The sequence below is a fragment of the Pseudomonas sp. S3_C06 genome, assembly GCF_054667675.1.
In genome coordinates this window covers 5,406,742-5,432,496 of the sequence record NZ_CP162747.1, presented here as the reverse complement: position 1 = coordinate 5,432,496, position 25,755 = coordinate 5,406,742, and the positions used below count along the sequence as shown (strand labels likewise).

28 protein-coding genes are annotated in these 25,755 nt (G+C 58.9%); 10 read left to right on the top strand and 18 right to left on the bottom strand.

Annotated features, from left to right (window positions below; all coding sequences use genetic code 11):
- The first annotated feature begins 51 nt into the window (after positions 1–51).
- The 3 genes from AB4N44_RS24170 (at position 52) to AB4N44_RS24160 (ending at position 1,752) form a co-directional block, all read left to right on the top strand.
- The gene (locus AB4N44_RS24170) at positions 52–555 is read left to right on the top strand and encodes an inclusion body family protein (protein ID WP_016982769.1); all 504 of its coding nucleotides are present in this window, start codon (positions 52–54) and stop codon (positions 553–555) included.
- Positions 556–680: 125 nt separating this feature from the next.
- Complete coding sequence (locus AB4N44_RS24165; protein ID WP_460107176.1) at positions 681–1,220, top strand: AidA/PixA family protein; 540 nt, start codon at positions 681–683, stop codon at positions 1,218–1,220.
- Positions 1,221–1,341: 121 nt separating this feature from the next.
- The gene (locus AB4N44_RS24160; protein WP_102900234.1) at positions 1,342–1,752 is read left to right on the top strand and encodes a low affinity iron permease family protein; all 411 of its coding nucleotides are present in this window, start codon (positions 1,342–1,344) and stop codon (positions 1,750–1,752) included.
- A gap of 87 nt (positions 1,753–1,839) precedes the next feature.
- Here the strand turns inward: AB4N44_RS24160 and AB4N44_RS24155 are convergent, their stop codons facing one another.
- The 10 genes from AB4N44_RS24155 to AB4N44_RS24110 form a co-directional block, all read right to left on the bottom strand.
- A complete protein-coding gene (locus tag AB4N44_RS24155) occupies positions 1,840–2,343 on the bottom strand; it encodes a DUF4142 domain-containing protein (RefSeq protein WP_150749331.1) in 504 nt (167 codons plus the stop codon).
- A gap of 76 nt (positions 2,344–2,419) precedes the next feature.
- Positions 2,420–2,575 (bottom strand): KGG domain-containing protein, encoded by a 156-nt coding sequence (locus AB4N44_RS24150; protein ID WP_007911485.1) that lies wholly within the window; start codon positions 2,573–2,575, stop codon positions 2,420–2,422.
- 116 nt (positions 2,576–2,691) lie between these two features.
- Complete coding sequence (locus tag AB4N44_RS24145; RefSeq protein ID WP_460107179.1) at positions 2,692–4,041, bottom strand: sensor domain-containing protein; 1,350 nt, start codon at positions 4,039–4,041, stop codon at positions 2,692–2,694.
- A gap of 79 nt (positions 4,042–4,120) precedes the next feature.
- On the bottom strand, positions 4,121–4,759 hold the full coding sequence (locus AB4N44_RS24140) for a LysE family translocator (RefSeq protein WP_460107181.1): 639 nt from the start codon (positions 4,757–4,759) through the stop codon (positions 4,121–4,123).
- A 60-nt stretch (positions 4,760–4,819) separates the two neighbouring features.
- On the bottom strand, positions 4,820–5,236 hold the full coding sequence (gene fos, locus AB4N44_RS24135) for a fosfomycin resistance glutathione transferase (RefSeq protein WP_460158132.1): 417 nt from the start codon (positions 5,234–5,236) through the stop codon (positions 4,820–4,822).
- A 4-nt stretch (positions 5,237–5,240) separates the two neighbouring features.
- Entirely contained in the window at positions 5,241–5,966 is a 726-nt protein-coding gene (locus AB4N44_RS24130) for a PA3715 family protein (RefSeq protein WP_460107185.1), read from the bottom strand.
- 29 nt (positions 5,967–5,995) lie between these two features.
- Positions 5,996–6,730, bottom strand: a complete 735-nt coding sequence (locus AB4N44_RS24125) for a PA3715 family protein (protein WP_460107187.1) — start codon at positions 6,728–6,730, stop codon at positions 5,996–5,998.
- 333 nt (positions 6,731–7,063) lie between these two features.
- Entirely contained in the window at positions 7,064–8,395 is a 1,332-nt protein-coding gene (locus AB4N44_RS24120) for an MFS transporter (protein ID WP_460107190.1), read from the bottom strand.
- A 172-nt stretch (positions 8,396–8,567) separates the two neighbouring features.
- A complete protein-coding gene (locus AB4N44_RS24115; protein ID WP_460107193.1) occupies positions 8,568–9,494 on the bottom strand; it encodes a hydroxymethylglutaryl-CoA lyase in 927 nt (308 codons plus the stop codon).
- Positions 9,491–10,684, bottom strand: a complete 1,194-nt coding sequence (locus AB4N44_RS24110) for a CaiB/BaiF CoA transferase family protein (RefSeq protein ID WP_150773841.1) — start codon at positions 10,682–10,684, stop codon at positions 9,491–9,493. The genes AB4N44_RS24115 and AB4N44_RS24110 overlap by 4 nt, the downstream gene beginning before the upstream one ends.
- A 377-nt stretch (positions 10,685–11,061) precedes the next feature.
- On the opposite strand from AB4N44_RS24110, the gene AB4N44_RS24105 reads away from it, so the two are divergent.
- The gene (locus AB4N44_RS24105) at positions 11,062–12,297 is read left to right on the top strand and encodes an aminotransferase class I/II-fold pyridoxal phosphate-dependent enzyme (protein ID WP_238786331.1); all 1,236 of its coding nucleotides are present in this window, start codon (positions 11,062–11,064) and stop codon (positions 12,295–12,297) included.
- Between the two features lie 15 nt (positions 12,298–12,312).
- Positions 12,313–13,479, top strand: a complete 1,167-nt coding sequence (locus tag AB4N44_RS24100; protein ID WP_150749339.1) for an MFS transporter — start codon at positions 12,313–12,315, stop codon at positions 13,477–13,479.
- A 42-nt stretch (positions 13,480–13,521) separates the two neighbouring features.
- Here the strand turns inward: AB4N44_RS24100 and AB4N44_RS24095 are convergent, their stop codons facing one another.
- Together AB4N44_RS24095 and AB4N44_RS24090 are read right to left on the bottom strand one after the other, a co-directional pair.
- Complete coding sequence (locus AB4N44_RS24095; RefSeq protein ID WP_127926159.1) at positions 13,522–14,433, bottom strand: LysR family transcriptional regulator; 912 nt, start codon at positions 14,431–14,433, stop codon at positions 13,522–13,524.
- An 83-nt stretch (positions 14,434–14,516) separates the two neighbouring features.
- The gene (locus AB4N44_RS24090) at positions 14,517–15,794 is read right to left on the bottom strand and encodes an NHL repeat-containing protein (protein WP_460107197.1); all 1,278 of its coding nucleotides are present in this window, start codon (positions 15,792–15,794) and stop codon (positions 14,517–14,519) included.
- A gap of 218 nt (positions 15,795–16,012) precedes the next feature.
- On the opposite strand from AB4N44_RS24090, the gene AB4N44_RS24085 reads away from it, so the two are divergent.
- Positions 16,013–16,648: a hypothetical protein gene (locus AB4N44_RS24085; RefSeq protein ID WP_460107199.1), complete on the top strand. Its 636-nt coding sequence runs from the start codon at positions 16,013–16,015 to the stop codon at positions 16,646–16,648.
- A 28-nt stretch (positions 16,649–16,676) separates the two neighbouring features.
- Here AB4N44_RS24085 and yiaY read toward each other — a convergent pair whose 3' ends face one another.
- Positions 16,677–17,825, bottom strand: coding sequence for an L-threonine dehydrogenase (gene yiaY / locus AB4N44_RS24080; protein WP_160038625.1), 1,149 nt, complete (start codon positions 17,823–17,825; stop codon positions 16,677–16,679).
- 156 nt (positions 17,826–17,981) lie between these two features.
- Between yiaY and AB4N44_RS24075 the strand changes: the two genes are divergently transcribed.
- Positions 17,982–19,001, top strand: coding sequence for a DUF4917 family protein (locus AB4N44_RS24075; protein WP_460107201.1), 1,020 nt, complete (start codon positions 17,982–17,984; stop codon positions 18,999–19,001).
- A gap of 100 nt (positions 19,002–19,101) precedes the next feature.
- Here AB4N44_RS24075 and AB4N44_RS24070 read toward each other — a convergent pair whose 3' ends face one another.
- A complete protein-coding gene (locus AB4N44_RS24070) occupies positions 19,102–19,644 on the bottom strand; it encodes a helix-turn-helix domain-containing protein (protein ID WP_102900220.1) in 543 nt (180 codons plus the stop codon).
- Between the two features lie 105 nt (positions 19,645–19,749).
- Between AB4N44_RS24070 and AB4N44_RS24065 the strand changes: the two genes are divergently transcribed.
- Together AB4N44_RS24065 and AB4N44_RS24060 are read left to right on the top strand one after the other, a co-directional pair.
- Positions 19,750–20,532, top strand: a complete 783-nt coding sequence (locus AB4N44_RS24065; protein WP_007911518.1) for an aldolase — start codon at positions 19,750–19,752, stop codon at positions 20,530–20,532.
- A gap of 22 nt (positions 20,533–20,554) precedes the next feature.
- Positions 20,555–21,436 (top strand): dihydrodipicolinate synthase family protein, encoded by an 882-nt coding sequence (locus AB4N44_RS24060; RefSeq protein ID WP_160038621.1) that lies wholly within the window; start codon positions 20,555–20,557, stop codon positions 21,434–21,436.
- Between the two features lie 144 nt (positions 21,437–21,580).
- Here the strand turns inward: AB4N44_RS24060 and AB4N44_RS24055 are convergent, their stop codons facing one another.
- The 3 genes from AB4N44_RS24055 to AB4N44_RS24045 all read right to left on the bottom strand — a co-directional run bounded on the left by AB4N44_RS24055 (position 21,581) and on the right by AB4N44_RS24045 (position 23,009).
- Entirely contained in the window at positions 21,581–21,925 is a 345-nt protein-coding gene (locus tag AB4N44_RS24055; protein ID WP_102900217.1) for a YegP family protein, read from the bottom strand.
- A gap of 183 nt (positions 21,926–22,108) precedes the next feature.
- Positions 22,109–22,414: a ribbon-helix-helix domain-containing protein gene (locus AB4N44_RS24050; protein WP_160038619.1), complete on the bottom strand. Its 306-nt coding sequence runs from the start codon at positions 22,412–22,414 to the stop codon at positions 22,109–22,111.
- Between the two features lie 13 nt (positions 22,415–22,427).
- Positions 22,428–23,009 carry a DJ-1/PfpI family protein gene (locus tag AB4N44_RS24045; RefSeq protein WP_095049176.1) on the bottom strand — a complete coding sequence of 194 codons (582 nt, stop codon included), beginning with the start codon at positions 23,007–23,009 and terminating at the stop codon, positions 22,428–22,430.
- Positions 23,010–23,288: 279 nt separating this feature from the next.
- Between AB4N44_RS24045 and AB4N44_RS24040 the strand changes: the two genes are divergently transcribed.
- Positions 23,289–24,194 carry a DMT family transporter gene (locus AB4N44_RS24040; protein ID WP_460107206.1) on the top strand — a complete coding sequence of 302 codons (906 nt, stop codon included), beginning with the start codon at positions 23,289–23,291 and terminating at the stop codon, positions 24,192–24,194.
- A 66-nt stretch (positions 24,195–24,260) separates the two neighbouring features.
- Here AB4N44_RS24040 and AB4N44_RS24035 read toward each other — a convergent pair whose 3' ends face one another.
- Positions 24,261–25,478: a class I SAM-dependent methyltransferase gene (locus AB4N44_RS24035; protein WP_460107208.1), complete on the bottom strand. Its 1,218-nt coding sequence runs from the start codon at positions 25,476–25,478 to the stop codon at positions 24,261–24,263.
- Between the last annotated feature and the right edge of the window lie 277 nt (positions 25,479–25,755).

The window sequence follows — 25,755 nt, the reverse complement described above, 5'->3', positions numbered from 1 at the left end:
CGTCGTGCCTGGATTGCAGTCCGACGTTCACTATGAAAAAGGAGCATCACCATGTCTCGAGTGACGGATATTCTGGTTTCCATCGACACCGAAACCATTCTGAAAAAGTATCCAAACATCAGCAAGGATCCGAAGAACCCCACGCTGATCGATTGGAAACATGTGTACATGGTCACCAATCAGGACAACGTCGTCAGTGGCCAGGCCGGTGGCGAACTGGACCTCAAGGCTCAGGTCGGCGATCTGATTCGCTGGCGCGAAACCAGCCTGTCGCAGAGCTTCGAACAGGCGGTGATTTTCTACAAATTCATCCCCAACGCCGGGGAGAACCTGATCTCGCCCCCCTCCCCGCGCAAGGCCACAGCGTGCGTTGCTGTGCCCAACACAAGCAATCCATCCGTGCCAAGCTGCCAGAAAGTCGACAACCACTATTGGTCATCCGAAACCCTGGACTGTGGTCGCGTGACGTATCACTTCCACTTCCTGATCGTCGATCGCAACTGCCAGATCATCGGCTGCTGCTCGTGGGATCCGTTCATCTCCATCCATAACTGATGATGTGTCGAGCCCTTTGGCGACAAGGGGCTCAACCGATCCGCTGCCGCTGCGGCCGGAACAGGAAGTCTTGCCTTGGCCGAAGCGGCTTTCGTCTTGTGCCAACATCATGAAAGGAATCCATGATGACCAGCGAACCGATCCCGTCACCCTCATCCGCCATCACTGACGCACACAATGTGTTGCTGATCGTCGATGCCGAATCAGTACTGAAGCGTTATCCAGATCCAAGTCTGGACGCCGCCGCGCCGACGAGCATTACCGATGGATTTATCTTCTTCGCCACGGGTAATAACTCGAAAGAAATAGTCATAAATGACAGCAAACCAATAATCCATTCAGAAATTGGCCGAGACCTGCACGTTCGTGGACGCTCCGTCAGCCTGATCGCCGAATACAGTGTGGTTGTGTACCGCATGACAGTTGCGGACAGCGGCGTGCTTTCCGAACCTGACTTGCAAATTCATACCGACCTGACCGTGCCCGCGCCCAACCCGGACGACCCGACAACACCGGGCAGCCGACAGGCTGATGACCATTTCTGGACCTGCACGCCGAAGAAACCCGGCGACGTGCAATGCGAACTGAGTTTCATGTTGGTCAATCAGCAGTGTGAGGTGGTGGGTTATTTCCACTGGACCGTCGACATTGAAATCAAGCTTTAGAGTACCAATGCCAAAACCGGCCGTGAGGCCGGTTTTTCAGGGACATCTTGCACATCAGTAGAATTTTCATAACGCCGCCAATGTCTGAATTTCAAGCACTCCCCCAATAAGGAACACCGCTATGAAATTCGCAAAAATCTCCCAGAAGCTCGCGATGGTGGCCGGTAGTCCCAAGACCTTCATGGGCGCATTGATCCTGATCGGGATATGGGGTTTGAGCGGGCCGATCTTCGATTACAACGACACTTGGCAACTGATCATCAACACCTCGACCACCATCATCACGTTCCTGATGGTGTTCCTGATCCAGAACACGCAGAACCGCGACACCGACATTCTCCATTTGAAGATCGATGAATTGCTCTTGGTGACCAAAGAAGCGCAGAACGCGATGCTCGGGCTGGAGGCGCTGGACTTGAAGCAGCTGGAGGCGTTGCGCAGGCACTACCGCTCGTTGGGCGAGGGTGAGGTTTTTAATCTTGAGGGGTTGGGCGAGAAGAGTAAGTCGAAGCAGGATTTGAATGAGTGTTGAGGATTGAAAGCAAAAGATCGCAGCCTTCGACAGCTCCTACAAAGTTTGGTGTAGGAGCTGCCGAAGGCTGCGATCTTTTGATCCTGGTTAGCGGCTTGCCTGCAGCGCGCGAGCCATTTCCAGATGACTTTGCAGCTTTGGCAAGGTCTCGTCGGCAAACGCCTTGATCTCAGGCACGTCAGTGGTCTGCGCTTGCTGCTGAATCTGCTCGATGGCCTCTTCAGTGGCTTTGACCTGACTGGCGGCGTAGGCCTGATCGAATGAAGCGCCATCGGTCACTGGCGGCATCAATTCTTTGGCCTTGTCGGCCAGTTCCTCACGCGGCGCGACCGGCAGGTCGAGCTTCTTGGCGATTTTCGCCAAGTGCTGGTTTGCCGTCGTGCGGTCGTTGATGACGACGATGGTGTAGTCCTTGACCTCTTTCGATTCGGCTTTGCTGTGGGCCAGACGACTGGCTTCGATGTCGGCCATGCCTTTGGCGGAGGCATCGTTGATGAAATCGGCGGGCGACTGGGCAAAAGCACTGCTGGCACACAGGCCCAACAGCGATGCAAAACTCATGGTGCGTATACGGGTGGCCATTCGGCTCATGGTCGCGCCCTCCTTACTTGCAAAATTCAAGCGGGAGCTTACGCCCCCGCCTCTCAATCAAAACTACCTTCACCGACTACTTCGATTTCTGAGCGGGCTTGCGGCCCATGTCTGGTTTTGGCTCTTTGTCGACGGTCGTTGTGGTGGTTTTCCCACCTTTGCGACCTGCTTCAGAGGCCTTGGTTCGATCGTTGGCGAAGTTTCCCGAGTTCGAGTTTCTTGAATTAGGCATGATTCTCTACCTCTTGGTAATGATCGTGGCGAGCAGGTGCCCGCCTAGATTGAGAATTTTCTGGCCGGCAAAGGTTTAGAAAAATTGCAGTCGCTGCGACGAACGGCGGCCCCGGTTCAACTATTCAACGCGTGATGGTTCAAGCGTTTGGCGGCGTACATCGCCTGATCGGCATGGCGGAACAGTTGCTGTTCCTCACTGCCGTGCTCTGGATAGCGGGCCACGCCGATGCTTGGTTCAATGTGCAGGTTGTGGCCATCGAGACGCATCGGTTGCACCAGCACCTGTCGGATTTTTTCTGCCACGCCGTCAGCATCTTCCGAAACCTGAACGCTGTGCAGCAGCACGACAAATTCATCGCCGCCAATTCGGGCCACGGTGTCGGTTTCCCGCACGCAGCCCTTGAGGCGGTTGGCCACGGTTTGCAGGAGCATGTCGCCGACGGCGTGACCAAAGGTGTCGTTGACCTGTTTGAAGCGGTCCAGGTCAACATACAACAAGGCCATGTGCCCTGATTGCTCGCGAGCGCCGGCCAACGCAGCCTTCAAGCGATCGCGCAGCAATTCACGATTGGGCAGCTGCGTCAGTTGATCGTATTGCGCCATACGCCGCAGCCGTGCGTGCAATTGCTGACGCTCGATGGCCGTGGCGACCTGGGCGCAAACGTATTGCAGCAGTTCCTTGTCCTGCTCGGTGTAGCGCTCGCCGCCGGGCAGGCTTTTGACGATCAAGGCGCCGATGGTGCCGTTTTTCGAATTCAACGGCACGCCGAGCCAGCACGGCGAGTTTTGCCCCGCCACCAGTTCGGCAAAATCAGCCGGGGAGTCTGCACTGTCCGGCGTAAGAAGAATCGGCTGGCCGCTACGGATAACTTCCGTGCACAGCCGTCCGGTGACGGTGCCCGGTTGCTCGGGCTGCAATTCGTGATCGTCGACGTGATAAGGGAAATTCAGTTGTGCGCAGTGCTCGTCGTACAGCGCCACGGAAAAATTCATTGCTGGCAGCCATTCGCCGATGATCAGGTGGATGCGCTTGAACAACGCCAGCAAATCTTCCGCGGCATGGGCCGCTTCGGATATCGCATACAGCGCAGCCTGGCGCGATTCGGCCTGTTTGCGCTCGGTGATGTCGCGCGCCACGGCGATGCGCAGTTGATCGGCTTCCGACCAGCGCGCCGACCAGAGGATATGCACGACGCTGCCGTCCTTGCGCAGGTACCGGTTTTCAAAGTTGAGTTTGGGTTCGCCACCCATGATTTCGTTGGCGGCAGCGAGGGTGCGTTGACGATCCGCCGGGTGCACCAGCTCGATCATTTGCCGGCCGATCAACTCTTCAGGCGAATAGCCGAAAACACGCTCGCAGGCGGCGCTGACAAAAACAAAGCGGCCTTGCTTGTCGACCGCACAAACGGCGTCCAGCAACAGATCGATAAAACTCGCCAACGGCGCGGAATTTCGGCTTTCCATGGTTCAGCGTGGGTGTCCGGACAATGCAGCACTGATCAACCATCCCTGACCTCTTGATTGCGCATCCCTGCACACACCTTCAAGCCTTGTTCGGCATCAGCCCCGGCAGCGCATGCAGCAGCGCGTTGATAGCAAAACCGATAAACATCACGCCACACAAACGAGTGATCATCAGTTCGTGGCGTTGATACAGCGTGCGTACCCGTTGCGCGCCGACCACGCCAATCAGAATAGCGTAGGCCAGCAGGCCACCGAGGAAACTCAGGGCAATCAGCGCCGGCAGCATCGACCAGTTGAGCAGTTCGGCGCGGCTCGACAGCAGCGCGGTGAACGTGGCGACCGCCACCGGATAAGCTTTGGGATTGGTCAAACCGAACAGAATGCCGTGCCAGAACGGCTTGCGCGCCGCGCCCTGCGGCTCGTCACCGTTGCGACGCTGGGTCCGCACCGCGCGCCAGCCAAGCCAGAACAGGTACACACCGCTGAGCACACCGAGCACATCAAACGCGGTGCTGCCGATTTCCCGAGCGCCGACAATCGCGATCAGCGCCGTGCTGCACCAGACCACATCGCCGAGCAGATGTCCGCAAAGAAACCCCGCCCCGGCCCGCCGCCCGTGGGCTGCGCCGATGCCGAATACCGCCAGCACACCCGGCCCGGGCGTAATGCCATAAATGAAACCCGAGGCCAGCACGGCCATTAGCAACGATGGAGTCATGGAAAACCTGCAAGCGGCAGAACACGTGGCCGCCAGTCTATAACAGACAAATGTGTCTGATCATGACTCGTCGTAAAAACGCATGCCGGCGTACGGTTTTTGCCGACACGCTGCCAGCCGTGAAGCGAGATCGCCGACGTGAACTTCGAGCTTGTGGCCGTCGGGATCGAGGAAATAGAACGACGCGCCTTCGCTGCGGTTGTCGCGCCATTCCCGCACGTTCGCCGCTTTTAGCTTCTGCACAAAACCTGGAAAATCGGCTGTAGTGAGACTGAAAGCGTAATGGGTGTAATCGGCGCACGGTTCGCTTGAGCGCAGAGGATCAAGCGACAGACACAACCACAACCCTGGCAGCGACAAGTAGGCACCGGCATCCCACGTGGCTTCGACGCGCAACTGCAGCACATCGCGATAGAACGTCAGACTGCACTGCAAATCGCTGACTGCGAGGGTCAAGTGGTTGAGGCCGCTGAGCATGGGGTCAGTAGCCTCTGAGGTCTTCGGGGACGATGTATTGTTGGCCGTCGTAGGTCAGGGTGATCTGTTTTTGCTTCAGGCGGGTGGTATTGGAAACGCACTCTTTACCCGATTGAGTATTTTTCATTTTGCTGCCGCTGGTGGTAACGATCAAATCGGCCAGACCATGATGGCTGGAAGGACCGATCTCGACAGTTCGGCGAATGGTCTTCGTATAGCCTTCACAATCATTCATGAACTCGCCGTTGCTCTTGGCAACCACCAATCCCTCCAGCACCGGGCGCAGCTCATTACCTTCGCGAACGTACAACGCCAGGTCGGTCTTCTCGTAGGGAATGGCGTGGGAACTGTGTGCGAACTTTGAACGCAAGCCGAAAGCCCGAACTTCCGGCGCCAGTCGATAGCGTGCCGTGTCGATGCGCAGATCATCGAAGCGCACGGCATCGGAGTTGTAAGCGCCCGGTTTACGGTAAGTGGCGATGGGGTTGTAAGTGCTGGCGTTGACGATCGAAAGATCCAGATCGAACACCCCGGCATCATCGTCGCCGGCGTCGGCAAGGTAGGTGGATTTGACTGCGATCGCCTGATTCTGCACGGCGGGCCAGACTTTGCAGCGCGACAGGGATTTGCCGTCGAAGTCTTTGGTCTGGCAGGCGGCCTGGGCTTGAGCGGCCATCGTTAAAAGGCCCATCGCGATGAAAGAGCCCAGCAATGTGGAACGCGAAATCATTGTTCTTCCTTGAGTAAAAGACATCGGTCTTAGTGGCCTTTGAAATCTTCAGGCACTACGTAGTTTTTGCCGTCATAGCGAAGTGTCGTCAAGACCGGTTTTTGCGTGACGGTATTGGATACGCATGCCTCACCCTCGCCCTCGCCAACGGTCGAGCTACGGATCGTTTTGATCATCAGATCGGCATAACCATGGCTGCTGGTCTTGGCCAGCGCCACGGTTCGCGTAGTCTCGTAGCGCTCTCCCGCACAATTGCCATCCCACTCCCCGCCATATTCATAAACCACCAGCCGATTCATGACAGGACGCAATGCGTTGCCGTCTTTCACATAGAGCGACAACCAGGTTTGATCCAGAGGATTCACGCGCGAAGAGCCTTTGAACCGTACTCGCACGCCAAAGGCCTGCAATTGCGGCGCGAGCTTATAGCGGGCGGTATCGAATTTCAGTTCATCAAGCGCGATGGCATCCACAGAGAATGCGGAGGGCTGATAAAAGCTCGCTAACGGCTTGGAGTCTGCACTCGCCACCAAGGCCAAACGCAGATCGTAAAGCCCTACAGTCCCTGACTCGCCATACACCGGATCGGGCGAGAAATTGGCAGCAGCGGTGAGCGTCAGCCCGGGATACGCCGGCCAGTCTTTGCAGAGGGAAAAATCCATCTCATGCGCGGTTGGCGCCGGTGTGCAATCGGCGAATGCCTGCCCCGCCAGCAACCAGCCGCACAATGCCGCACACCCGATCCAGCCAGACTTCACTGTCACTTCCCGCTCCTTGAGCACTTTTCAGCCGCGCACTATCCCCTGCTGTATCGGCGCTTTCAACCGAATCATCAGTAAACCAACGTGCATTTCCCGCTTGGCAGCGAGAAGTCGTTGACGGCGTTGCGGGTGTTGGGGCGATGTTGGCGATTGCCAGCGTGATGTTGATTCGTGTGTTTGAGAAAAATGGGGTGGCTGTTAACTGATGGAATCAGTCCGTGATTTATCAGTCTCTGGAAGTCAGTCTTCGCGAGCAGGCTCGCTCCCACAGGGGAATGCATTTCAAATGTGGGAGCGAGCCTGCTCGCGAAAGTGTCATTGCAGGCGCCGCCAATCTCAGAACTTGTCGAGCGTGCGCAACTTCTGCGGCAAGCCCCACAGCAACAGTGCCGCAGCGATCAACGCCGCCACGCCAATCACATACAGCGCCGGCGTGGTGCTGCCGGTCAGATCCTTGATCCGCCCGACCATCACCGGGCTGACGATACCGCCGAATTGCCCCAGCGTGTTGATCACCGCAATCCCGCCCGCCGCACCAGCGCCCGCCCCGGCCAGCAACTTCGGTGGCAGCGTCCAGAAGCTCGGAATCGAGGCGATGATCCCGGCGCCAAGCAAGCCAAGAGCAACGATCAAAAACGTGGTGTGGCTGGCGAAAATCCCCGCACTGAAAAAGCCGATCGCGCCGACGATGACCAGCCCGGCGACAAATTTGCGCCGCTCGCCCGTCGCATCCGACAAACGCCCGATCACCACCATGCTGATCGCCCCGCAAATGTACGGGATAGCCGTCAGCAGACCGATCATCACCGGGCTCTCGGTGCCGGCGCTGCGGATCAGCTGTGGCGCCCAGAAGTTCAAGCCGTAGGACGCCACCTGGATCAGAAAGTAGATCAGCCCCAAGGTCAGAAAACCGGGAATCTTCAACGCCGCGAACAACGACCCGCCGCTCTTGTGCGGCTCATGCTGGGCGATGCGGCTGGACAGCATTTTTTTCTCGTCAGACGTCAGCCAGTGCGCATCCTCGATGCGATCCTTGAGCAGCGTGAGCACCAGAAAACCAAGGCCGATGCACGGCACACCGCCGAGCAGGAACAGCCAGTGCCAGCCGCGCATTTGCAGCACGCCGTCGAGGTGTTCCAGTACCAGACCGGAGAACGGCGCGCCGACCAGCCCGGCAAACGCTGAGGCGAGAAACAGCATCGAGGTGATGCGGCCACGGAAGTGCTGCGGAAACCACAGCGTCAGGTAATACAGCACGCCCGGGGCAAAACCGGCTTCCATCGCACCGATCACAAAGCGCAGCGCATAGAACTGCCATTCGCTGTTGACGAACACCATCGCCGCTGTCGCTACGCCCCACGACATCATGATCCGCGCGATCCAGCGCCGTGCGCCGACCTTGTACAGCATCATGTTGCTCGGCACTTCGAACAGCACATAACCGACGACGAACAGCCCGGCGCCGAGGCCGTACGCGGTGTCGCTCAGGCTCAAATCGGTCTGCAACTGGAACTTGGCGAAGCTGATGTTGATGCGGTCGAAAAAAGCGAACAGGTAGCAGACCATGATCAGCGGCATCAGACGCCAGGCGACTTTGCTGACCAAGGCTTTTTCGGCGTCGTGATCGACGGACGGACGGGCGCCCGCCTCCATTACATTGAGGCTCATAGCTTTTCTCCAGACGGACTGCCGGTGGGCGTCCGATTGTTTTTGTTGTCTGGTATGCGTTTTTAACTGTAGGAGTGAGCCTGCTCGCGATAGCGGTGTGTCAGGCAACATTTGCGGTGATTGATACACCGCTATCGCGAGCAGGCGAAGGCCTACAGGGGTATTGGTGTTGTCAGGTGGGGATCGGGTGCAGGTCGCAGTTGCGCCCGGCCTTGGCCAGTTGGCCGGGGACTTCGTGGCCCAGCAGATCCGGCAAGCCGCGCGAGAGTTTCAGCAGCAGCGGCAAGTCGATACCGGTGTGAATACCGATCTCATCGCAGAGGTTTACCAGGTCTTCAGTGCAGATATTGCCCGACGCGCCCGGCGCAAACGGACAGCCACCGAGACCGCCAAGCGCCGCATCGAAACGTCGCGCCCCCGCCTCGTAAGCCGCCAGCACATTGCACAATCCCAGACCACGGGTGTTGTGGAAATGCAGGGTCAGATCAGCCGCCGAAACCCGCTGCAACACTCGCCGCACCAACCGGTCGACCTGACGCGGATTGGCCATGCCAGTGGTGTCGGCCAGGGTGATGCCCTGAATCCCGAGCTCCTGATAAGCATCGACGATTTGCAGTACGCGATCCTCGTCGATCTGGCCTTCGAACGGGCAACCGAACGTGGTGGCGATACTGCCATTGAGGCGCACACCGGAACCGCTGGCGAACGCAACAATCTCTGCAAACGCCGTCAGCGAATCCTCGCAGCGCATGCGCATGTTGGCCATGTTGTGCGTCTGGCTGGCGGACATCACCAGATTCAACTCGTCGGCACCCGCCGCCAATGCACGTTGCGCACCTTTGAGGTTGGGAATCAGCGCGACGTAAATAACGCCCGGCTGTCGTTGAATACCGGTGAAGACCTGCTCGCCGTCACGCAGCGCTGGAATGGCTTTCGGTGAGACGAACGAGCCGGCTTCGATGCGGCTGAAACCGGCCAGCGACAGTTGATCGATCAGCGCGATCTTGTCAGCGGTTTCCACCCACGTTGGTTCGATCTGCAAGCCGTCGCGGGGCGAGACTTCCTGGACGATCAGGGTTTGCGAATAGTCCGTGATCATTGCACCACCCCTTGGCTTTTCAGGCGTTCGATGTCGAGTTCAGTCAGACCGAGGCCGGCGAGTATACCGTCGGTGTGCTGGCCGAGTTTCGGCCCAGACCAGTTCACGCCGCCGGGGGTTTCCGAGAGTTTGGGGACGATGCCAGGCATTTTCACTGTTGCGCCACCGGGCAGCTCTGCATTGAGCAACATGCCCCGCGCCTGATAGTGCGGATCGGCAACGATGTCGGCCACCGAATAGATTCGCCCCGCGGGCACTTCAGCGGCTTCGAGCGTGGCGAGCACATCGTCGATCGGCAGGCTGCTGGTCCAGTGGGTGATCGCGGCGTCGAGCAAACCGCTCTTGGCCGCGCGGCCGTCGTTGTGGGCGAAATCCTCTGCCTCAGCCAGGTCATCGCGACCGATAGTTCGCATCAGCCGCTTGTAGATCGGGTCGCTGTTGCCGGCAATTACCACGTAAGCGCCATCCGCCGTGAGGTAAGTATTCGATGGCGCGATCCCCGGCAAGGCGCCGCCGCTGCGTTCGCGAACATGACCAAGCATGTCGTATTCCGGCACCAGGCTTTCCATGACGTTGAACACACTCTCGGCCAGCGACACGTCGACAATTTGCCCGCCACCCTGCCCGGTCTTGACCCGCAGCAGCGCCATCAGCGCGCCGATCACCGCGTGCAGCGAGGCCAGCGAATCACCGAGGCTGACGCCGACCCGCGCCGGTGGTGAACCGGGAGTGCCAGTGGTGTAACGAATGCCGCCCATCGCTTCGCCGATCGCGCCGAAGCCGGGACGATCGCGGTACGGACCGGTCTGGCCGTAGCCGGAAATGCGCACGAGGGTGAGATTGGGGTTCAGCGCGTGGAGTACGTCCCAGCCCAGGCCAAGTTTCTCCAGCGCACCGGGGCGCAGGTTTTCGATGATGACGTCGGCATCTCTGGCCAGTTGCTTGACCAGTTCGATGCCTTCGGCGGATTTCAGGTTGAGCGCCAGCGATTTCTTGTTGCGTGATTGCAGGTACCACCACAGCGACGTGCCTTCGTGCAGCTTGCGCCATTTGCGCAGCGGGTCGCCCTGACCCATGGCTTCGATCTTGATCACCTCGGCGCCGAACTCGGCGAGCATGCGCGCGGCAAACGGCGCGGCGATCAGGGTGCCGATCTCGATCACTTTGATCGCACTCAAGGGGGCAGTCATCGCGGTGTACCTCTTGTTCTTGGAATAGGTGGCCAAGGCTAGAGGAACGCCAAACGAAGAATCCAATCTTCTCTCGGCAATGAGCGTTCGCGAAATGCGAACGCTCGGGCGAGATTTCGTTGAACTCAGGTCCGTCATCAGCCGGTCGGGCTCACTGACCGGGGTTGGTCAGTGTCGGCAGGATTGCGATTTTTCGCCCACGTCAGAAAGGTGATTACTCGACAGATTTTCGTCGCTTCGCCCTACAAACAAAACTCCGTCGCCTCTCAGGATTCGCGGAAACAGCCGATTTTTGCCGGACTTTTCGCTCTGTAAAGTCTGGCAACACACACAAATTGCAACACCCCACGGATCGCTACGCTCAAGGAATGTCACCTGTGAATCTTCCGTTGCACACGCCCAATCTGTATTCCAATTTCCGCAAAATCATCGCCCTGGCCGACCACGATTGGGACATCGCCGAACTGGGCAAAGTCGCCGGCCTCAATGTCGAAGTGAAGAGCCCCAACCACCTGCTTGATCAGTACGGACGTGAACTCCATCATTTCTGCACGACCTCATACCTTGGCCTCGATCATCACCCTGCCCTGCTCGAGGGTGCCATCACCGCGTTGCGCGAAACCGGCAGCCTGCGCGTCGCCAACTCGAAGAACCGCTGCAAACTGGCAATTCTCGAGCAATACGAGAACGAATTGTCGCAACTGTTCGATGCCGTCTGCCTGAGCACCTTGTCTTGCAGCGCCGCCAGCGCCGGAATCCTGCCATTACTGGCCAGCGGCATCTTCACCGAAGGCCGGCCACCGGTGATGGTATTTGACCGTTACGCGCATTATTCGATGAATCATTTGAAGGCCGCGTGCGCCGATGAAACCCGCGTCGTGACTGCGCCGCACAACGACATGGAGTTCCTCGAACGCGTCTGCCAGCAACACGGCCGCGTGGCGTATGTCGCTGATGGCGCGTACAGCATGGGCGGCGTTGCCAACATGGACGGTCTGCTGTACTTGAAGGATCGCTACGGGTTGTTTCTTTATCTGGATGATTCTCACGCGTTGTCCGCTGTCGGTGAGCATGGCGCCGGACTTGTTCGGCCGCGGATGGCGGCGCTGGAGGAGGACTGCCTGATCGTCGCGTCACTGGCCAAGTCGTTTGGCGCCAGCGGCGGGTTGGTGATGCTGGGCAACGAGCGACAGAAAACACTTGTTCAGCGCTACGGCGGGCCAAGCAACTGGTCGCAGAGTCTCAACTGCGCGGCGATCGGTGCCGGCAGAGCGTCTATCCGCCTGCATCGCAGCGCCGAGCTTGTCACGCTGCAAAGCAATCTTGCGGCTAACATCCGCCTCTTCGACAGCCTGATCAGCACCGATCAGTGCCACAGCAACATAGCCATTCGGTTGATCAAGTGCGCACAGGCTGCCGTGGCCAATCGTATTGCCAGTGAATTGGCCGAACAGGGATTTTTCACCAGCGCGGTATTTTTCCCGGTGGTCGCTCAAGGCAAGGCAGCCATCCGTATTACGCTGCGCGCGGACATGCAGCCGGCGCTGATTCGGCGCTTCTGTGAACTGATCACCGGACTGTTGCGTACCCACCGTTGCGATTTCGACGACTGAAAACAGGGACAAGTCATGAACGCCAGCGTCACCCTTCTGATCACCTGCAGCACGGTTTTTCTCGCCCAGTTGGGCATGAGTATTTATTTGCCGGCAGTACCGGAGATCGCCCTACACCTGGGTGCGGAAGCTGCAAAGGTGTCGTGGGGGTTGTCGCTGTACCTGATCGGCATGGCGCTGCCGATGTTGTTCTGGGGCAGTCTGGCCCAACGCATCGGACGCAAACCGGTGTTATTGGCGGCGCTGGTTATTTACGGGGTGGCCAATCTGGCGTTGCCGTCGGGTTCGACGCTTGAAGCGTTTTTGCTGCTGCGACTGATGCAAGGCGTCGGTGCCAGCGGTATTTCAGTGATGGCACGGGTGCTGATCCGTGACAGCTTTCGCGGCGATCTGCTGGCCAGGGCGTTGTCGTGGATTTCGATTTCGTTCGTGGTGGCGCTGGGCATCGGCCAATATATGGGCTCGCTGATCGAGGTGACACTGGGCTGGCAGGCGATCTTCTATCTGCTCGGCGTGACGTGCCTGTTGATGGCGCTGATTGTGGCGCGAGTCACTTTCCCAGCGATGGCTGACGAACCGGCCAGCGCCTCATCGTGGTCGGCTTATCGGCAAATCCTGTTGCACCGGGCGTTTCTGCTGCCGGCTCTGGCCGGTGGCTTGGGCTACGGCGTGATCATCGCATTCAACACTGCGGCGCCACTGATTCTGCAGGGGCCATTCGCGTGGTCGTCGGTGGATTACGGACTGCTCGGCTGGCCCATCAGCGCTGCCTATTTTCTCGGCGCGCTGGCGGTCAATCACTTCGTGCTGCGCACCGGTCAGGCGTGGTTGATGGCGGTCGGTGCAGGTTTGGTATTGGCCGGTAGCAGCGTGATGTTGCTGGGCAGTCTGACGGCCAGTTCCATCGCATTACTGTTTTGGCTGCCGTATTGCGTTGCCGTGTTCGGCCAATCGTTGAACTACCCGATCAGCCTGTCCCGTGCCAACGATGGTGCGCCGATTGCCGGTGCTTATGCGATGGCACTGAGCGGGTTCATTCATCAATCGATGGCGGCAATCATTGGTGCGATGGCCAGTCTGATCGCCAGCCCACAGGCCTGGCGCCTGTCGCTGCTGTGCACCTTGCTCGCTGTCGGCACGATGCTCTGCGTGCGATTCGCGCCGATGGGCGACAAGCGTTAGAAGGCATTGCGGACAATCTCCTCAATCAGACCGCCGGGAATCTCACGAGCCCTGCCCTCGCAAGTGCTCAAACAGCATCCGACTCACCGGCGATAACCCCGCCTCATCCCGCACCACCACGATCAACGCACGATCCGACCAGTCATCCATCAACGGCACCGCATGCAAACCCAGCGCCTGACCAAACAATTCATAAGCGCGCTGCGGCAAAATGCCAATGCCCATGTTGGCCTGGACCATCCGGCACACCGCGTCGAACCCCGGCACATGAATGCGAATGCGCAGCACTTTGCCAGCCTGACGCGCCGCCGCATGGGTGCGCATATTGATCGAGCTGGCGGCGTGCAAACCGACATAATCGCTGTCCAGCGTCTCATCGAACGCCACCGATTCACGCGCGGCCAAGGGATGCTCTGGCAGCATGACCACCACCAGTTTGTCCTCGCGGTACAACACGCTGCGCAGACCTTTGGTGTCGCTGTCGTTGGAGCAGATGCCGAGATCCGCCACGCCATCGAGCACCCCCTGAATCACCCCGGCACTGGGTCGCTCTTCAAGATCGGTCTTGACCTGCGGGTGCTGCGCGGAGAAGTCGCGCAGGTCTTCGGGAAGAAACTGAATGATCGCCGACAGGTTCGCCAGCATGCGCACATAACCGCGCACGCCGTGGCTGTGTTCACCCAGTTCCAGGCCCATTTTCTCGACGTTGAACAACATCTGCCGCGCATGGTGCAGCAGCGTTTCGCCGGCGGGCGTCAGCGTCATGCCCTTGGCCTGACGCACGAACAGGCTGATCCCGAGCGCCTCTTCCAGCTCCATCAGCCGCTTGCTCGCCGCCGACACTGCGATGGCTTCGCGCGAGGCCGCGCGGGTCAACGTGCCCTCTTCATGGACGGCGACGAACAGTTGCAGGGTGATCAGGTCGAGGCGGCGGATCAGGCTCTTTTGCAGCATGGAGGGCTCGCTGACTGGGGTTATTCCGAGTCGGCAGGATAGCCCGGATTTCAATCACACCGAAAATGTGATGAACCCGCCCGTCAACTCGCCGCTGTCAGCAATCGCACCAGGTGAGCCGCTTCATTTCTATGCCCCAGCACCAGCACTGACGCCCCCTGCAGACAGGCATCCTGCGCAATCCACGGGATCTCGGCTGCACCCTCGACATCAAATAACGGATCCACTGCGCCATCGGCCAGAAAGCCAGCCGTCAGCAACCCTCGTGTGCCCTCCGAGGTCTGTCCGACCGTGACGATTCTCGGGCCGGGGGAGTCATTCAGCGCGAACCCTGCGCTCCAGCTTTTAAGATCCAGCGGCTGCTTTGCAAGGGTAATGACTGGCAGACCGAGATTAAACTCTGGATCAGCCTGGCCAGTGAGATTGATCCCGCTGATCAAGCCATGCTGACGTTTCTCCCCGGCGGAAGACTCGACGGCAGATCCGATCAATAACAAGCGCTGCGCCGATTGCACCACGATACGATTCACCGAGCTTTCAAGCGGTACACCGGCATTGTCCAGTTTCAGCAGTAGGGTACCGTCCTTGCCGAACGGCTTGGCAACCTGCCCGGAACTGTCGTAAGCCATGACCAGCCCCTGATTCGTCACTTCGGTCTTGCCATGGACAAGAATCTGCCCACCGTCCAACTGCGTGACCCCGTGCAACGTGATCGCCACACTTGGAAGCGTCAGAGGTATCCAGCCATTTTCAGCGAAATCGTCATCATTCCTGCCATCCAGAAAGAAACGCGCCAACAACCCGCTGCCCCCTTGGGAGGTGACGAAAAGCAATCTGTCCGGCATCGATTTCGCTGGAGTGGATTGGGCCAATATCAAGCGGCCGCCCGTGGCATTGTTCAGCGTGGGAATACGCATCGGCACGACTCGATAGCCCGACTGTTCATCACCAAAATCACGATCGAGCGTACCGTCGGGTTTGAATCGAGGGATGATTTGCTCGAGCTTGCCTGCTGCATTTGCGAGCACCGCACTCAACCAGAATGCACCGCTCGCATCGACGACCAGACTCCCGCCCTGTGATAACCGACCATTCGCAAACTGGCCGCCAAGGTACCCGCCCTGGCCGAAGCCGGTGTCGAGATGTCCGTCAGGGAGCAGTCGTGCAAGTCCGTAATTCGAGGCTCCCGATGCGTCGATAACCGTTGTACTGACCATGATCCGACCCGAGGGCATCACTGCGACACTGTTACCGATGGTTTTGCGCGCGCCAGGAAACTGCAGCGTTTGCAGGCCTGAATGGGCAAACGTCTGATCCGGCTCACCTGCGAGTTGTGCGTTACGTGTAGTGGCTTCTGGCATGTTCGCGTGCTCCTGAAGAGATCGGAGTCGACCCCGTTATCAGAGCATTCGATCCGAAGCAGCCACGCCAGACAACTGACAGAAATGACAGTTTTTTAGAACAAAAAGAAATTACCGCCCAAGCAAAAAAAGCTAAAAAACTGGTAGTTCTTACAGGTTCTAAACGGGACACGCCGTGCCAGTGTTTCGTTTCAAATCAGCCTGAAACGAGAAACACAATGAGCACTCCCGACAAGCCCGACACGCAACCTGTCCCGCCCCCGACCATCACGTACCCCAAAAGGGACAGCGAAACGGGGGTTGCAACACTGTTTCTCGGCAGCGGTATACCGGGTGCTCTAGTGCAGGTTTGGAGCATTGCAGACAAGCATTCGCTCGGTGACGGACAGGTCAGCGCAAATGGACGATGGGCGTTTAGCATCAGCGGTGTCCAGTCTCCGGGTCAGCAGGAGATTCGCGCCCACCAGACATGGGAAGGCATCAAGTCAGACTGGAGTGAGGAGCGCAGATATACCGTGCTGCTGCGGCCGGCAATCGACGTCCCGGTAGTTTCCGAACCAAAAGAGGACGCACAGGTGAATACGGTTCCGGTCTTTTCGGGAGATGTCACAAAAGCTGAAGGCTTCGTTAGCATTATCGATCTGGACACCGGCGTGATGATTGCCAAAGCCGACGTCGACCCCCTCAAGCAATGGCGTACTCAGGTTACAAAACCCTTACCTCCCGGACTGAACCGGATATCCGCCATTCACAACATCAAAGGGAAGTTGTCTGACTGGGTCCGTGTTCGAACGTTTACGGTGACAGCTGAAGGCAAGGGCAAGGGCAAGGGCAAGGGCAAGGGCAAAACCTGACCGTCAAGAAATCAACCTGACCGGCCTCTCAAAACGCATTGCGAAAAATCTCCTCGATCTGGCGCTGATCGGCCGCCCGTGGGTTGGTCAAACCGCAGGCGTCTTTCAACGCATTGGTCGCGAGCAGCGGAATGTCACTGAGCTTGGCGCCGAGTTCACGCAAACCACCGGGAATCTCGACATCTTTGGCCAGGCAGCGGATCGCATTGATCGCCGCCTGGGCGCCCTCTTCGGGGCTGAAGCCACGAATGTCTGCGCCCATGGCGTGGGCAACATCGGTCAGCCGCTCGGCACAGACCAGCGCATTGAACGTCTGCACGTGGGGCAGCAGCACGGCATTGCACACGCCATGGGGCAGGTCGTAGAAACCGCCCAATTGATGCGCCATCGCATGCACGTAACCGAGGGACGCGTTGTTGAAGGCCATGCCGGCGAGGAACTGCGCGTAAGCCATGTTTTCCCGCGCGGCGAGGTCGCTGCCATCGCGCACGGCCAGGCGCAGGTTGTTGCTGATCAGGGTCATCGCCTTCAACGCGCAGGCATCGGTGATCGGGTTGGCAGCGGTCGAGACGTAGGCTTCGATGGCGTGGGTCAGTGCGTCCATGCCGGTGGCAGCCGTCAGGCCTTTGGGCATGGCAACCATCAATTCCGGGTCATTGACCGACAACAGCGGCGTGACATTGCGGTCGACGATGGCCATTTTCACGTGGCGCGATTCGTCGGTGATGATGCAGAAGCGCGTCATCTCGCTGGCGGTGCCGGCAGTGGTGTTGATCGCGATCAGTGGCAGTTGCGGCTTGCTCGATTGATCGATGCCTTCGTAATCACGGATCTGTCCGCCGTTGGTCGCACACAGGGCGATGCCTTTGGCGCAATCGTGAGGCGAACCGCCGCCCAGCGACACGACGAAATCGCAGCGACTTTCCTTGAGCAGCCCCAGCCCCGACTCGACATTGGCAATGCTCGGGTTGGGTTTGGCGCCGTCGAAAATCACCGAATCGATGTCCTGCATCGCCAGCTTCTCGGCGACCATGGTGGCCACGCCAGCCTTGGCCAGCCCGGTGTCGGTGACGATCAGCGCCTTGCGAAAACCATAGTTGCGGATCGCGACCATGGCTTCGTCGAGGCAGCCGTTGCCCATGATGTTTACCGCCGGAATGAAAAAGGTGCTGGTCATGCGCGCATCTCCTGACAGGGGCCGAATCGACTGCTCCGGTTCGGCGGATAGACACAGCATCGACCGATCGGTCACGAGCGATGTTGATCTGGCTCAATGCCCGCTCGTGATAAAGTCGCCGTCCATCAGCCCCTATGTTTTGAGACCGCCTACGCAATGACCGATTTTCTCGATGTCGACGCCAGCCTCGAAGACTGGAACACCCTGCGCGCCGCGACCGATTTCAGCGGTTTGCTGGTGGGCAATGGCGCCAGCCGTGCGGTGTGGGAAGACTTCGGCTACGACTCGCTGTTCGAAAACGCCCGCACCGTCGAAGAAAAACCGCTGAGCCCCTCGGAACTGGCAGTGTTCGACGCGATGCAGACGCGCAGTTTCGAGCAGGTACTTGGCGCGCTGAAAACCACCAGCCGAGTCAACAAGGCCCTGGCCGTCAGCTCGGCGGCACCGCGCAATCGCTACTACGCGATCAAGGAAGCGCTGATCAACACCGTGCACGCGGTGCACATTCCTTGGCGACTGGTGAAAGCTTCAACTTTGGCGACGCTGAATGAAGAACTGGCGCGCTATCGCACGGTGTTCACCACCAATTACGACCTGCTCAACTACTGGGCGCTGCAACACCAAAGCGAGGCCATCGACGACCTGTTCAACGGCGCCAATGCGAGTTTTGATCTGAGCGAAACGGCCACCGACAAACCGCGCCTGCTGTACCTGCACGGTGGTCTGCATCTGGTGCGAAATCAGGACGGCACCGCGCGCAAGCTGACCTCGACCGAAGGCACGCTGCTCGGCAGTTTCGCGATCAACAATACGATCAAGACGCTGGATGACGTGCCGCTGTTCGTTACCGAAGGGCCGAGTGCGGACAAGCTCAAGACCATTCGCAGTTCGGATTACCTGTCGTTCTGTTATGAGCAATTGCTCGGGCATGGCGGCAGTTTGTGCATCTTTGGTCATGCGTTGGGCGAGCAGGATGCGCACATCGTACGGGCTCTGCGTTTGGCGAAACCTGCGACGGTGGCGATCTCGATTTACCCGCGCAGTGCGGCGTTTGTTCAGCATCAGAAGCGGCATTACGCGAAGGTGTTTGAGGGGACGGGCGTTGAGTTGCGGTTTTTTGATGCGAAGACGCACGCGCTTGGCAGCCCGAAGTTGTCGGTGCCGGTCGAGGTTTGATGCAGGCCTGACTGACGCCTTCGCGAGCAGGCTCGCTCCCACATTTGGAATGCATTCAACCTGTGGGAGCGAGCCTGCTCGCGAAGCTTTTGGGGGCAACTCATTCCTCGGCGCTGTGCACCACCACCAGCAACTGCGCCTGCACATCCCCGACCGATCTGATCCGGTGCGGCTTCTGCGCATTGAAGTGCAGCGCGTCGCCACGCTCCAGCAGCACCTTCTCGTTCATGAAATCCACTTCCACCTGCCCTTCGTGAACGAACAGAAACTCCTCGCCCAAGTGCTCCTTGAAGGTCTTGTCGCTGAACTCTTTTGGCGGGTAGATGATGAACGGTAGCAGGTTGCGCTCGCTGACCTGATGGGCCAGCACGGCATAACCGGGGCTCTGATCATTGGCGGCGAGTGACTGACGCTCGTGGCTGCGCACCAGGCTGTAGCTGTCGAGGCTGACGTTGTCTTCAGAGAACAATTCCTCGACTTTCACATTCAGCGCTTTCGCCAGTTTCAACGCGGCCGCAATCGACGGGGTGTTCAGCCCGCGCTCGACTTTGGACAGATAACTCTTGGTCATGCCGGATTTTTCGGCCAGTGCCTCAAGGGTTACGCCAAGTTTTTTTCTCAATAATTTCAAACGGATAGACATGCGCAGCGGTATTCCAGCAAGGAAGCGACGATTTGTGCTTGCCAATGACACTTTGTGTCATATAGCCTCTTTCGTGTCATTTGCAATCACCCAAAGGACACAGACATGGCCAAGACATTAGCACTACCCAAAGACCAACTGGTCAAGCAAGCGCTGACCCAGATGCAAAAAAGCCTGGCGGATAATACGTGGACCGATCGGCAAAAGCTGGCCCTGACCTGCCGGATTCTCTTCGAGAACGGTCACGACTCAGGCCTCGCCGGCCAAATCACCGCCCGTGGCCCGCAGCCCGGCACCTATTACACTCAGCAACTGGGGCTGGGTTTCGACGAAATCACCGCGAGCAATCTGCTGCTGGTCAACGAGGATCTGGAAGTCCTCGAAGGCCACGGCATGGCCAACCCGGCCAACCGTTTCCACAGCTGGGTTTACCGCGCTCGCCCGGATGTAAATTGCATCATTCACACCCATCCGACCCACGTCGCGGCGCTGTCGATGCTGGAAGTACCGCTGCAGATTTCCCACATGGATCTGTGCCCGCTGTACGACGACTGCGCGTTTCTCGAAGGTTGGCCGGGCGTGCCGGTGGGCAATGAAGAAGGTGAGCTGATTGCCGGTGCGCTGGGCGACAAACGCGCGATCCTGCTTTCGCACCACGGTCAGTTGTCGACCGGTACGACGATTGAAGAGGCCTGTGTCATCGCCCAATTGATCGAACGAGCGGCCAAGCTGCAACTGCTGGCGATGGCCGCCGGCACGATCAAACCGATCATCCCTGAACTGGGCCGCGAGGCGCATGACTGGATCGCCAAGCCGAAACGCCACGCCGCCGCCTTCAACTACTACGCCCGGCAGAACCTGCGCCAACACGCCGATTGCCTGAACTGAAACCTGTTACGGAGAGATTCCCATGTCCACTATTCACGGCATCATCGGCTACACCATCACCCCGTTCGGCGCCAACGGCGAAGGGTTGGACCTGCCAGCGCTCGGGCAATCGATCGATCGCCTGATCGACAGCGGCGTCCACGCCATCGCGCCGCTGGGCAGCACCGGCGAAGGCGCTTACCTGAGCGATGCGGAGTGGGATCAGGTCGCCGAGTTCAGCATCAAGCACGTCGCCAAACGTGTGCCGACGATCGTCAGCGTGTCCGACCTGACCACCGCCAAAGCCGTACGCCGCGCGCGTTTCGCCGAAGCCCATGGTGCCGACGTGGTGATGGTGCTGCCGGCTTCGTACTGGAAACTCACCGAGGCGGAAATCCTCGCGCACTACCGCGCCATCGGCGAGAGCATCGGCGTGCCAATCATGCTCTACAACAACCCGGCCACCAGCGGCACCGACATGTCGGTGGATTTGATTCTACGCATCGTCAATGGCGTGGAAAACGTGACCATGGTCAAGGAGAGCACCGGCGATATTCAGCGCATGCACAAGCTGCTATTGCTCGGTGAAGGTCAGGTGCCGTTCTACAACGGCTGCAATCCGCTGGCGCTGGAAGCGTTCGCTGCCGGGGCGAAAGGCTGGTGCACGGCGGCGCCCAATTTGATCCCGCAGTTGAATCTGGATCTTTATGACGCAGCCATGGCCGGCGATCTGGATCGGGCGCGGGATCTGTTCTATCGCCAGTTGCCGCTGCTGGATTTCATACTCAAGGGTGGGTTGCCGGCGACGATCAAGGCCGGGTTGCGACAGACCGGGCTGGAGGTGGGCGATCCACGCTTGCCGGTCTTCCCGTTGAGTGAGGCGGGCCAGACTCAGCTGCAAATGATCCTCAAGACCGTGCGCTGATCTCCCGGTAAAACGCAAAACCCAATGTGGGAGCGAGCCTGCTCGCGAAGACGGTGTATCAGTCGATGATGATGTTGACTGATACACCGCTTTCGCGAGCAGGCTCGCTCCCACAGTGGATTTGCAATGGATTTGAAAGTGAGGTCAGAGCACCGGCAAGGTCTTGTCCTTGATCACCTTGCTCGGCCCGTTCGCCTTGACGCTGGCAATGCCTTTATCGCACGCCGCATCCGATGAATACGCCTCGCTGCTGCCGATGACCTGATGATTGGCCGCTTTCAGATTGAAGTACGGATGACCGTCCTTCGTCGACTTCTTCTCGTAGCGCTCATCGAGCGGGCTGTTGGTTTGCACCGCCGCGATGCCGCCGTCGGCCGCTGCGCGAGTGGTGTACAGCTCGCTGGTCAGAATCGTTTCGGCATTCGCCGCTTTCAGCACGAACCTGAACTGGCCGTTGCTGCTTTTACTGATTTCGTACCATCCGGACATGCTCGTTGCTCCTTGGCGATTGAGAGACTTCGCGCTTCAGAGTAAAGACCAGTCCTGATTATCTGTCGCCTGTACCGGCCCCTTCGCGAGCAGGCTCGCTCCCACATTTGAGCGCATACCCGTTGGAGAACGCGGTCGAAAGTGGGAGCGAGCCTGCTCGCGAATGAGGCAACTCGATGCCGGCTATTTCACCACCGCCCGCACCACCGACAACTGCGGCGCACTCACCCGCCGCTGACTCAAATAGCGCGTACAACTCACCCGCAGGAACGAGGCAAAGTTCACTACCTCCCCGCGATAATCCATCACCTCTTCATACAGCTTGGCGATCAACTGGTTGGTGGTCATGCCATCGACTTCGGCGATTTCGCTGAGGATGTCCCAGAACTGATTCTCCAGACGCAACGTCGTCACCACCCCGCAGATGCGCAGCGAGCGCGAGCGTGACTCGTAGAGAATCGGGTCGGCCTTGACGTAGAGCTCGCACATCGGCGATTCCTCGTTACAGAGTGATTTTAGTACCGAGCAAGCCAAGGAAACCGGCCAGCCAGTTCGGATGCGCCGGCCACGCCGGTGCAGTGGCCAGATTGCCTTGAACGTGGCCGTCCGTCACCGGAATGTCGATGTACGTGCCACCCGCCAGTCGCACTTCCGGCGCACAGGCCGGATAGGCGCTGCATTCGCGACCTTCAAGCACGCCCGCCGCTGCCAGCAATTGTGCGCCGTGGCAAACGGCGGCAATCGGTTTGCCGGCCTTGTCGAAGGCACGCACCAGGTCGAGGACTTTTTCGTTGAGGCGCAGGTATTCCGGGGCACGGCCGCCGGGGATCAGCAGTGCGTCGTAATCGGCCTCGCTGACCTTGGCGAAATCGAAGTTGAGGGCAAACAGGTGACCGGGTTTTTCGCTGTAGGTCTGATCGCCTTCGAAATCATGGATCGCGGTGCGCACGGTTTTGCCGGCGGCCTTGTCCGGGCACACGGCGTGGACGGTGTGACCAACCATTTGCAGGGCCTGGAACGGCACCATCACTTCGTAATCTTCGACGTAATCGCCGACCAGCATCAGAATCTTTTTCGCGGCCATGGGGAGGACTCCTCTGGGGGAATGCTTGGGAGTATTCAAGGTAGACCTTATCCGGAGGCTCGGGTAACAACCGGCTACTACCTCAGACCGTGTCATCGTTCTTCGCGAGCAGGCTCGCTCCCACAGGAAGAATGCATTCCAAATGTGGGAGCGAGCCTGCTCGCGAAGAGGCCCTGAAACTGTACGCCTAAGTCCGTGCCTAGCTGTAACACCCCGAAATTCGCGGATTATGGCTAGATGAGGACACCTTCCAATTCCCTACGATTCTGGTCTCCCATCATGTCCTCGCGCGAAAACACCGGCATGGCCCTCGGCCTGCTCGGCGTGGTGATCTTCAGCCTCACCCTGCCCTTCACCCGCATCGTGGTGCAGGAACTGCATCCACTGCTTAACGGTTTGGGTCGCGCGTTGTTCGCGGCAATTCCGGCGGCGCTGCTTCTGTTATGGCGCCGCGAGAAGTGGCCAACGTGGCCGCAGGTCAAAGGCCTGAGCCTGGTGATCGCCGGGGTGATTCTGGGGTTTCCGGTGTTGTCGGCGTGGGCCATGCAAACCTTGCCGGCGTCTCACGGTGCGCTGGTCAACGGCCTGCAACCGCTGTGCGTGGCGCTATACGCCGCGTGGTTGTCCCACGAACGTCCGTCGAAAGCCTTCTGGGCTTGCGCGGCGCTGGGCAGTGCGTTGGTGCTCGGTTATGCGTTGTACACCGGGGCCGGCAGTATTCAGGCGGGTGATCTGTTGATGCTCGGGGCGATTGCCGTCGGTGGCTTGGGTTATGCCGAAGGCGGCCGGTTGGCCAAGGAGATGGGCGGCTGGCAGGTGATCTGCTGGGCGCTGGTGCTGTCGACGCCGCTGTTGATCGGGCCAGTGTTGTATCTGGCGCTGCAACATCAAGGTGCGGTGTCGGCCAAAACCTGGTGGGCGTTTGGTTATGTGGCGCTGTTTTCGCAGTTTCTCGGCTTCTTTGCCTGGTACGCCGGGTTGGCCATGGGCGGCATTGCCCGGGTCAGTCAGATCCAGTTGCTGCAGATCTTCTTCACCATCGCGTTTTCGGCGCTGTTCTTTGGTGAACATGTCGAGCCGATTACCTGGGTGTTTGCCTGCGGAGTCATCGCCACTGTCATGCTCGGCCGCGAAACCGCCATCAAACCCCATGTGGGAGCGAGCCTGCTCGCGAAGGGTCCGTAACAGCCAACATCATCGTTGACTGTCAGTCCGCTTTCGCGAGCAGGCTCGCTCCCACAAGGTTTTGTGTCAGGCCAGGTAGCCGTCAGCGCGCAGGAGGGTTTCCAGGCAGTGCTCGCTGATGTTGTAGAAGTCTTTCAACTCCTGAATCTTCACCAACAACTGCGCCGGGTCCACCGGCTCGGCGCGTTTCACCGCCAGAATCATCTTGTTTTTGTTGGTGTGATCCAGCGAGATGAACTCGAAGACCTTGGTCTCGTAACCGCAGGCCTCAAGGAACAGCGCACGCAAACTGTCGGTGACCATTTCTGCCTGCTGCCCCAGATGCAAACCATATTGCAGCATCGGTTTGAGCAACGCCGGGCTCTGGATCTGCAAGCGAATCTGTTTATGGCAGCACGGCGAGCACATGATGATCGACGCGCCCGAACGGATGCCGGTGTGGATCGCGTAGTCGGTGGCGATGTCGCAGGCATGCAGGGCGATCATCACGTCCAGCTCGCTCGGCGCCACGCTGCGCACGTCACCGCACTTGAACACCAGGCCCAGATGATCGAGCTTCGCCGCCGCAGCGTTGCACAGGTTGACCATTTCCTCACGCAACTCGACACCCGTGACTTCGCCCTCGGCGTTCAAGGTGTTGCGCAGGTAATCGTGAATCGCGAACGTCAGGTAACCCTTGCCCGAACCGAAATCCGCCACCCGCACCGGTTTGTCCAGCGCCAGCGGCGACGAGGTCAGGGCGTGGCTGAACACTTCGATGAACTTGTTGATCTGCTTCCACTTGCGCGACATCGCCGGGATCAGTTCGTGCTGGGTGTTGGTCACGCCCAAGTCCTTGAGGAACGGCCGGCTCAGTTCGAGATAACGATTTTTCTCACGGTTGTGTTCCGCGGACGGCGCTTCGCGCAATTGCTGAGGTTTGCTCTTGAACAGCGAAGACTTGCCCTTTTTGCTGTATTCGAGCTGGGCTTCGTCAGCCACCGCGAGTAAATGCGCATTTTTGAACGAGGCCGGCAACAGCGCGGCAATCGTCGCCACACCGTCAACCAAGGGCAGGTTTTTGGTGATGTCACGGGTTTTGTAGCGATAGACGAACGACAGATTCGGCTGCGCCTTGACCGTCACCGCTTTGATGATGACCCGCTGCAGATCCGCTTCGTCACCGACGTACTTGGCCAGCACCAGTTTGATGAAACCGTTCTGTTCGAGGCTGGTTTGCAGCAGCTCGATGAACTGGGCGTGGTGATCGGGCGCAGGCTTGATGGACGGGGCAGTAACGGACATGGAAAAGCGGCCTCGGACGGGCGAAATCGGGAATGGCGGGTATTTTAGGGGGGATGGGGGTTGGGGACACGCTCTTATTTACCGAACGGTTCTTTAAAAGCGGCCCTCACCCTAGCCCTCTCCCAGAGGTAGAGGGGACTGACCGTGGGATATTGACGAGATACACCGACTTGAACGATCTGCGTTGAATCCAATAATCGATGCCGATTTCCAGGTCGATGTCGAGCGCCAGACACTTCGGTGCTGCTCCCTCTCCCTCCGGGAGAGGGCTGGGGTG

Bases quoted from the DNA above. Each gene is read 5' to 3' on its own strand.
- AB4N44_RS24170 (WP_016982769.1), top strand. From the start codon at position 52: ATGTCTCGAGTGACGGATATTCTGGTTTCCATCGACACCGAAACCATT.
- AB4N44_RS24165 (WP_460107176.1), top strand. From the start codon at position 681: ATGACCAGCGAACCGATCCCGTCACCCTCATCCGCCATCACTGACGCA.
- AB4N44_RS24160 (WP_102900234.1), top strand. From the start codon at position 1,342: ATGAAATTCGCAAAAATCTCCCAGAAGCTCGCGATGGTGGCCGGTAGT.
- AB4N44_RS24155 (WP_150749331.1), bottom strand. From the start codon at position 2,343: ATGAGCCGAATGGCCACCCGTATACGCACCATGAGTTTTGCATCGCTG.
- AB4N44_RS24150 (WP_007911485.1), bottom strand. From the start codon at position 2,575: ATGCCTAATTCAAGAAACTCGAACTCGGGAAACTTCGCCAACGATCGA.
- AB4N44_RS24145 (WP_460107179.1), bottom strand. From the start codon at position 4,041: ATGGAAAGCCGAAATTCCGCGCCGTTGGCGAGTTTTATCGATCTGTTG.
- AB4N44_RS24140 (WP_460107181.1), bottom strand. From the start codon at position 4,759: ATGACTCCATCGTTGCTAATGGCCGTGCTGGCCTCGGGTTTCATTTAT.
- fos (WP_460158132.1), bottom strand. From the start codon at position 5,236: ATGCTCAGCGGCCTCAACCACTTGACCCTCGCAGTCAGCGATTTGCAG.
- AB4N44_RS24130 (WP_460107185.1), bottom strand. From the start codon at position 5,966: ATGATTTCGCGTTCCACATTGCTGGGCTCTTTCATCGCGATGGGCCTT.
- AB4N44_RS24120 (WP_460107190.1), bottom strand. From the start codon at position 8,395: ATGAGCCTCAATGTAATGGAGGCGGGCGCCCGTCCGTCCGTCGATCAC.
- AB4N44_RS24115 (WP_460107193.1), bottom strand. From the start codon at position 9,494: ATGATCACGGACTATTCGCAAACCCTGATCGTCCAGGAAGTCTCGCCC.
- AB4N44_RS24110 (WP_150773841.1), bottom strand. From the start codon at position 10,684: ATGACTGCCCCCTTGAGTGCGATCAAAGTGATCGAGATCGGCACCCTG.
- AB4N44_RS24100 (WP_150749339.1), top strand. From the start codon at position 12,313: ATGAACGCCAGCGTCACCCTTCTGATCACCTGCAGCACGGTTTTTCTC.
- AB4N44_RS24095 (WP_127926159.1), bottom strand. From the start codon at position 14,433: ATGCTGCAAAAGAGCCTGATCCGCCGCCTCGACCTGATCACCCTGCAA.
- AB4N44_RS24090 (WP_460107197.1), bottom strand. From the start codon at position 15,794: ATGCCAGAAGCCACTACACGTAACGCACAACTCGCAGGTGAGCCGGAT.
- AB4N44_RS24085 (WP_460107199.1), top strand. From the start codon at position 16,013: ATGAGCACTCCCGACAAGCCCGACACGCAACCTGTCCCGCCCCCGACC.
- yiaY (WP_160038625.1), bottom strand. From the start codon at position 17,825: ATGACCAGCACCTTTTTCATTCCGGCGGTAAACATCATGGGCAACGGC.
- AB4N44_RS24075 (WP_460107201.1), top strand. From the start codon at position 17,982: ATGACCGATTTTCTCGATGTCGACGCCAGCCTCGAAGACTGGAACACC.
- AB4N44_RS24070 (WP_102900220.1), bottom strand. From the start codon at position 19,644: ATGTCTATCCGTTTGAAATTATTGAGAAAAAAACTTGGCGTAACCCTT.
- AB4N44_RS24065 (WP_007911518.1), top strand. From the start codon at position 19,750: ATGGCCAAGACATTAGCACTACCCAAAGACCAACTGGTCAAGCAAGCG.
- AB4N44_RS24060 (WP_160038621.1), top strand. From the start codon at position 20,555: ATGTCCACTATTCACGGCATCATCGGCTACACCATCACCCCGTTCGGC.
- AB4N44_RS24055 (WP_102900217.1), bottom strand. From the start codon at position 21,925: ATGTCCGGATGGTACGAAATCAGTAAAAGCAGCAACGGCCAGTTCAGG.
- AB4N44_RS24050 (WP_160038619.1), bottom strand. From the start codon at position 22,414: ATGTGCGAGCTCTACGTCAAGGCCGACCCGATTCTCTACGAGTCACGC.
- AB4N44_RS24045 (WP_095049176.1), bottom strand. From the start codon at position 23,009: ATGGCCGCGAAAAAGATTCTGATGCTGGTCGGCGATTACGTCGAAGAT.
- AB4N44_RS24040 (WP_460107206.1), top strand. From the start codon at position 23,289: ATGTCCTCGCGCGAAAACACCGGCATGGCCCTCGGCCTGCTCGGCGTG.
- AB4N44_RS24035 (WP_460107208.1), bottom strand. From the start codon at position 25,478: ATGTCCGTTACTGCCCCGTCCATCAAGCCTGCGCCCGATCACCACGCC.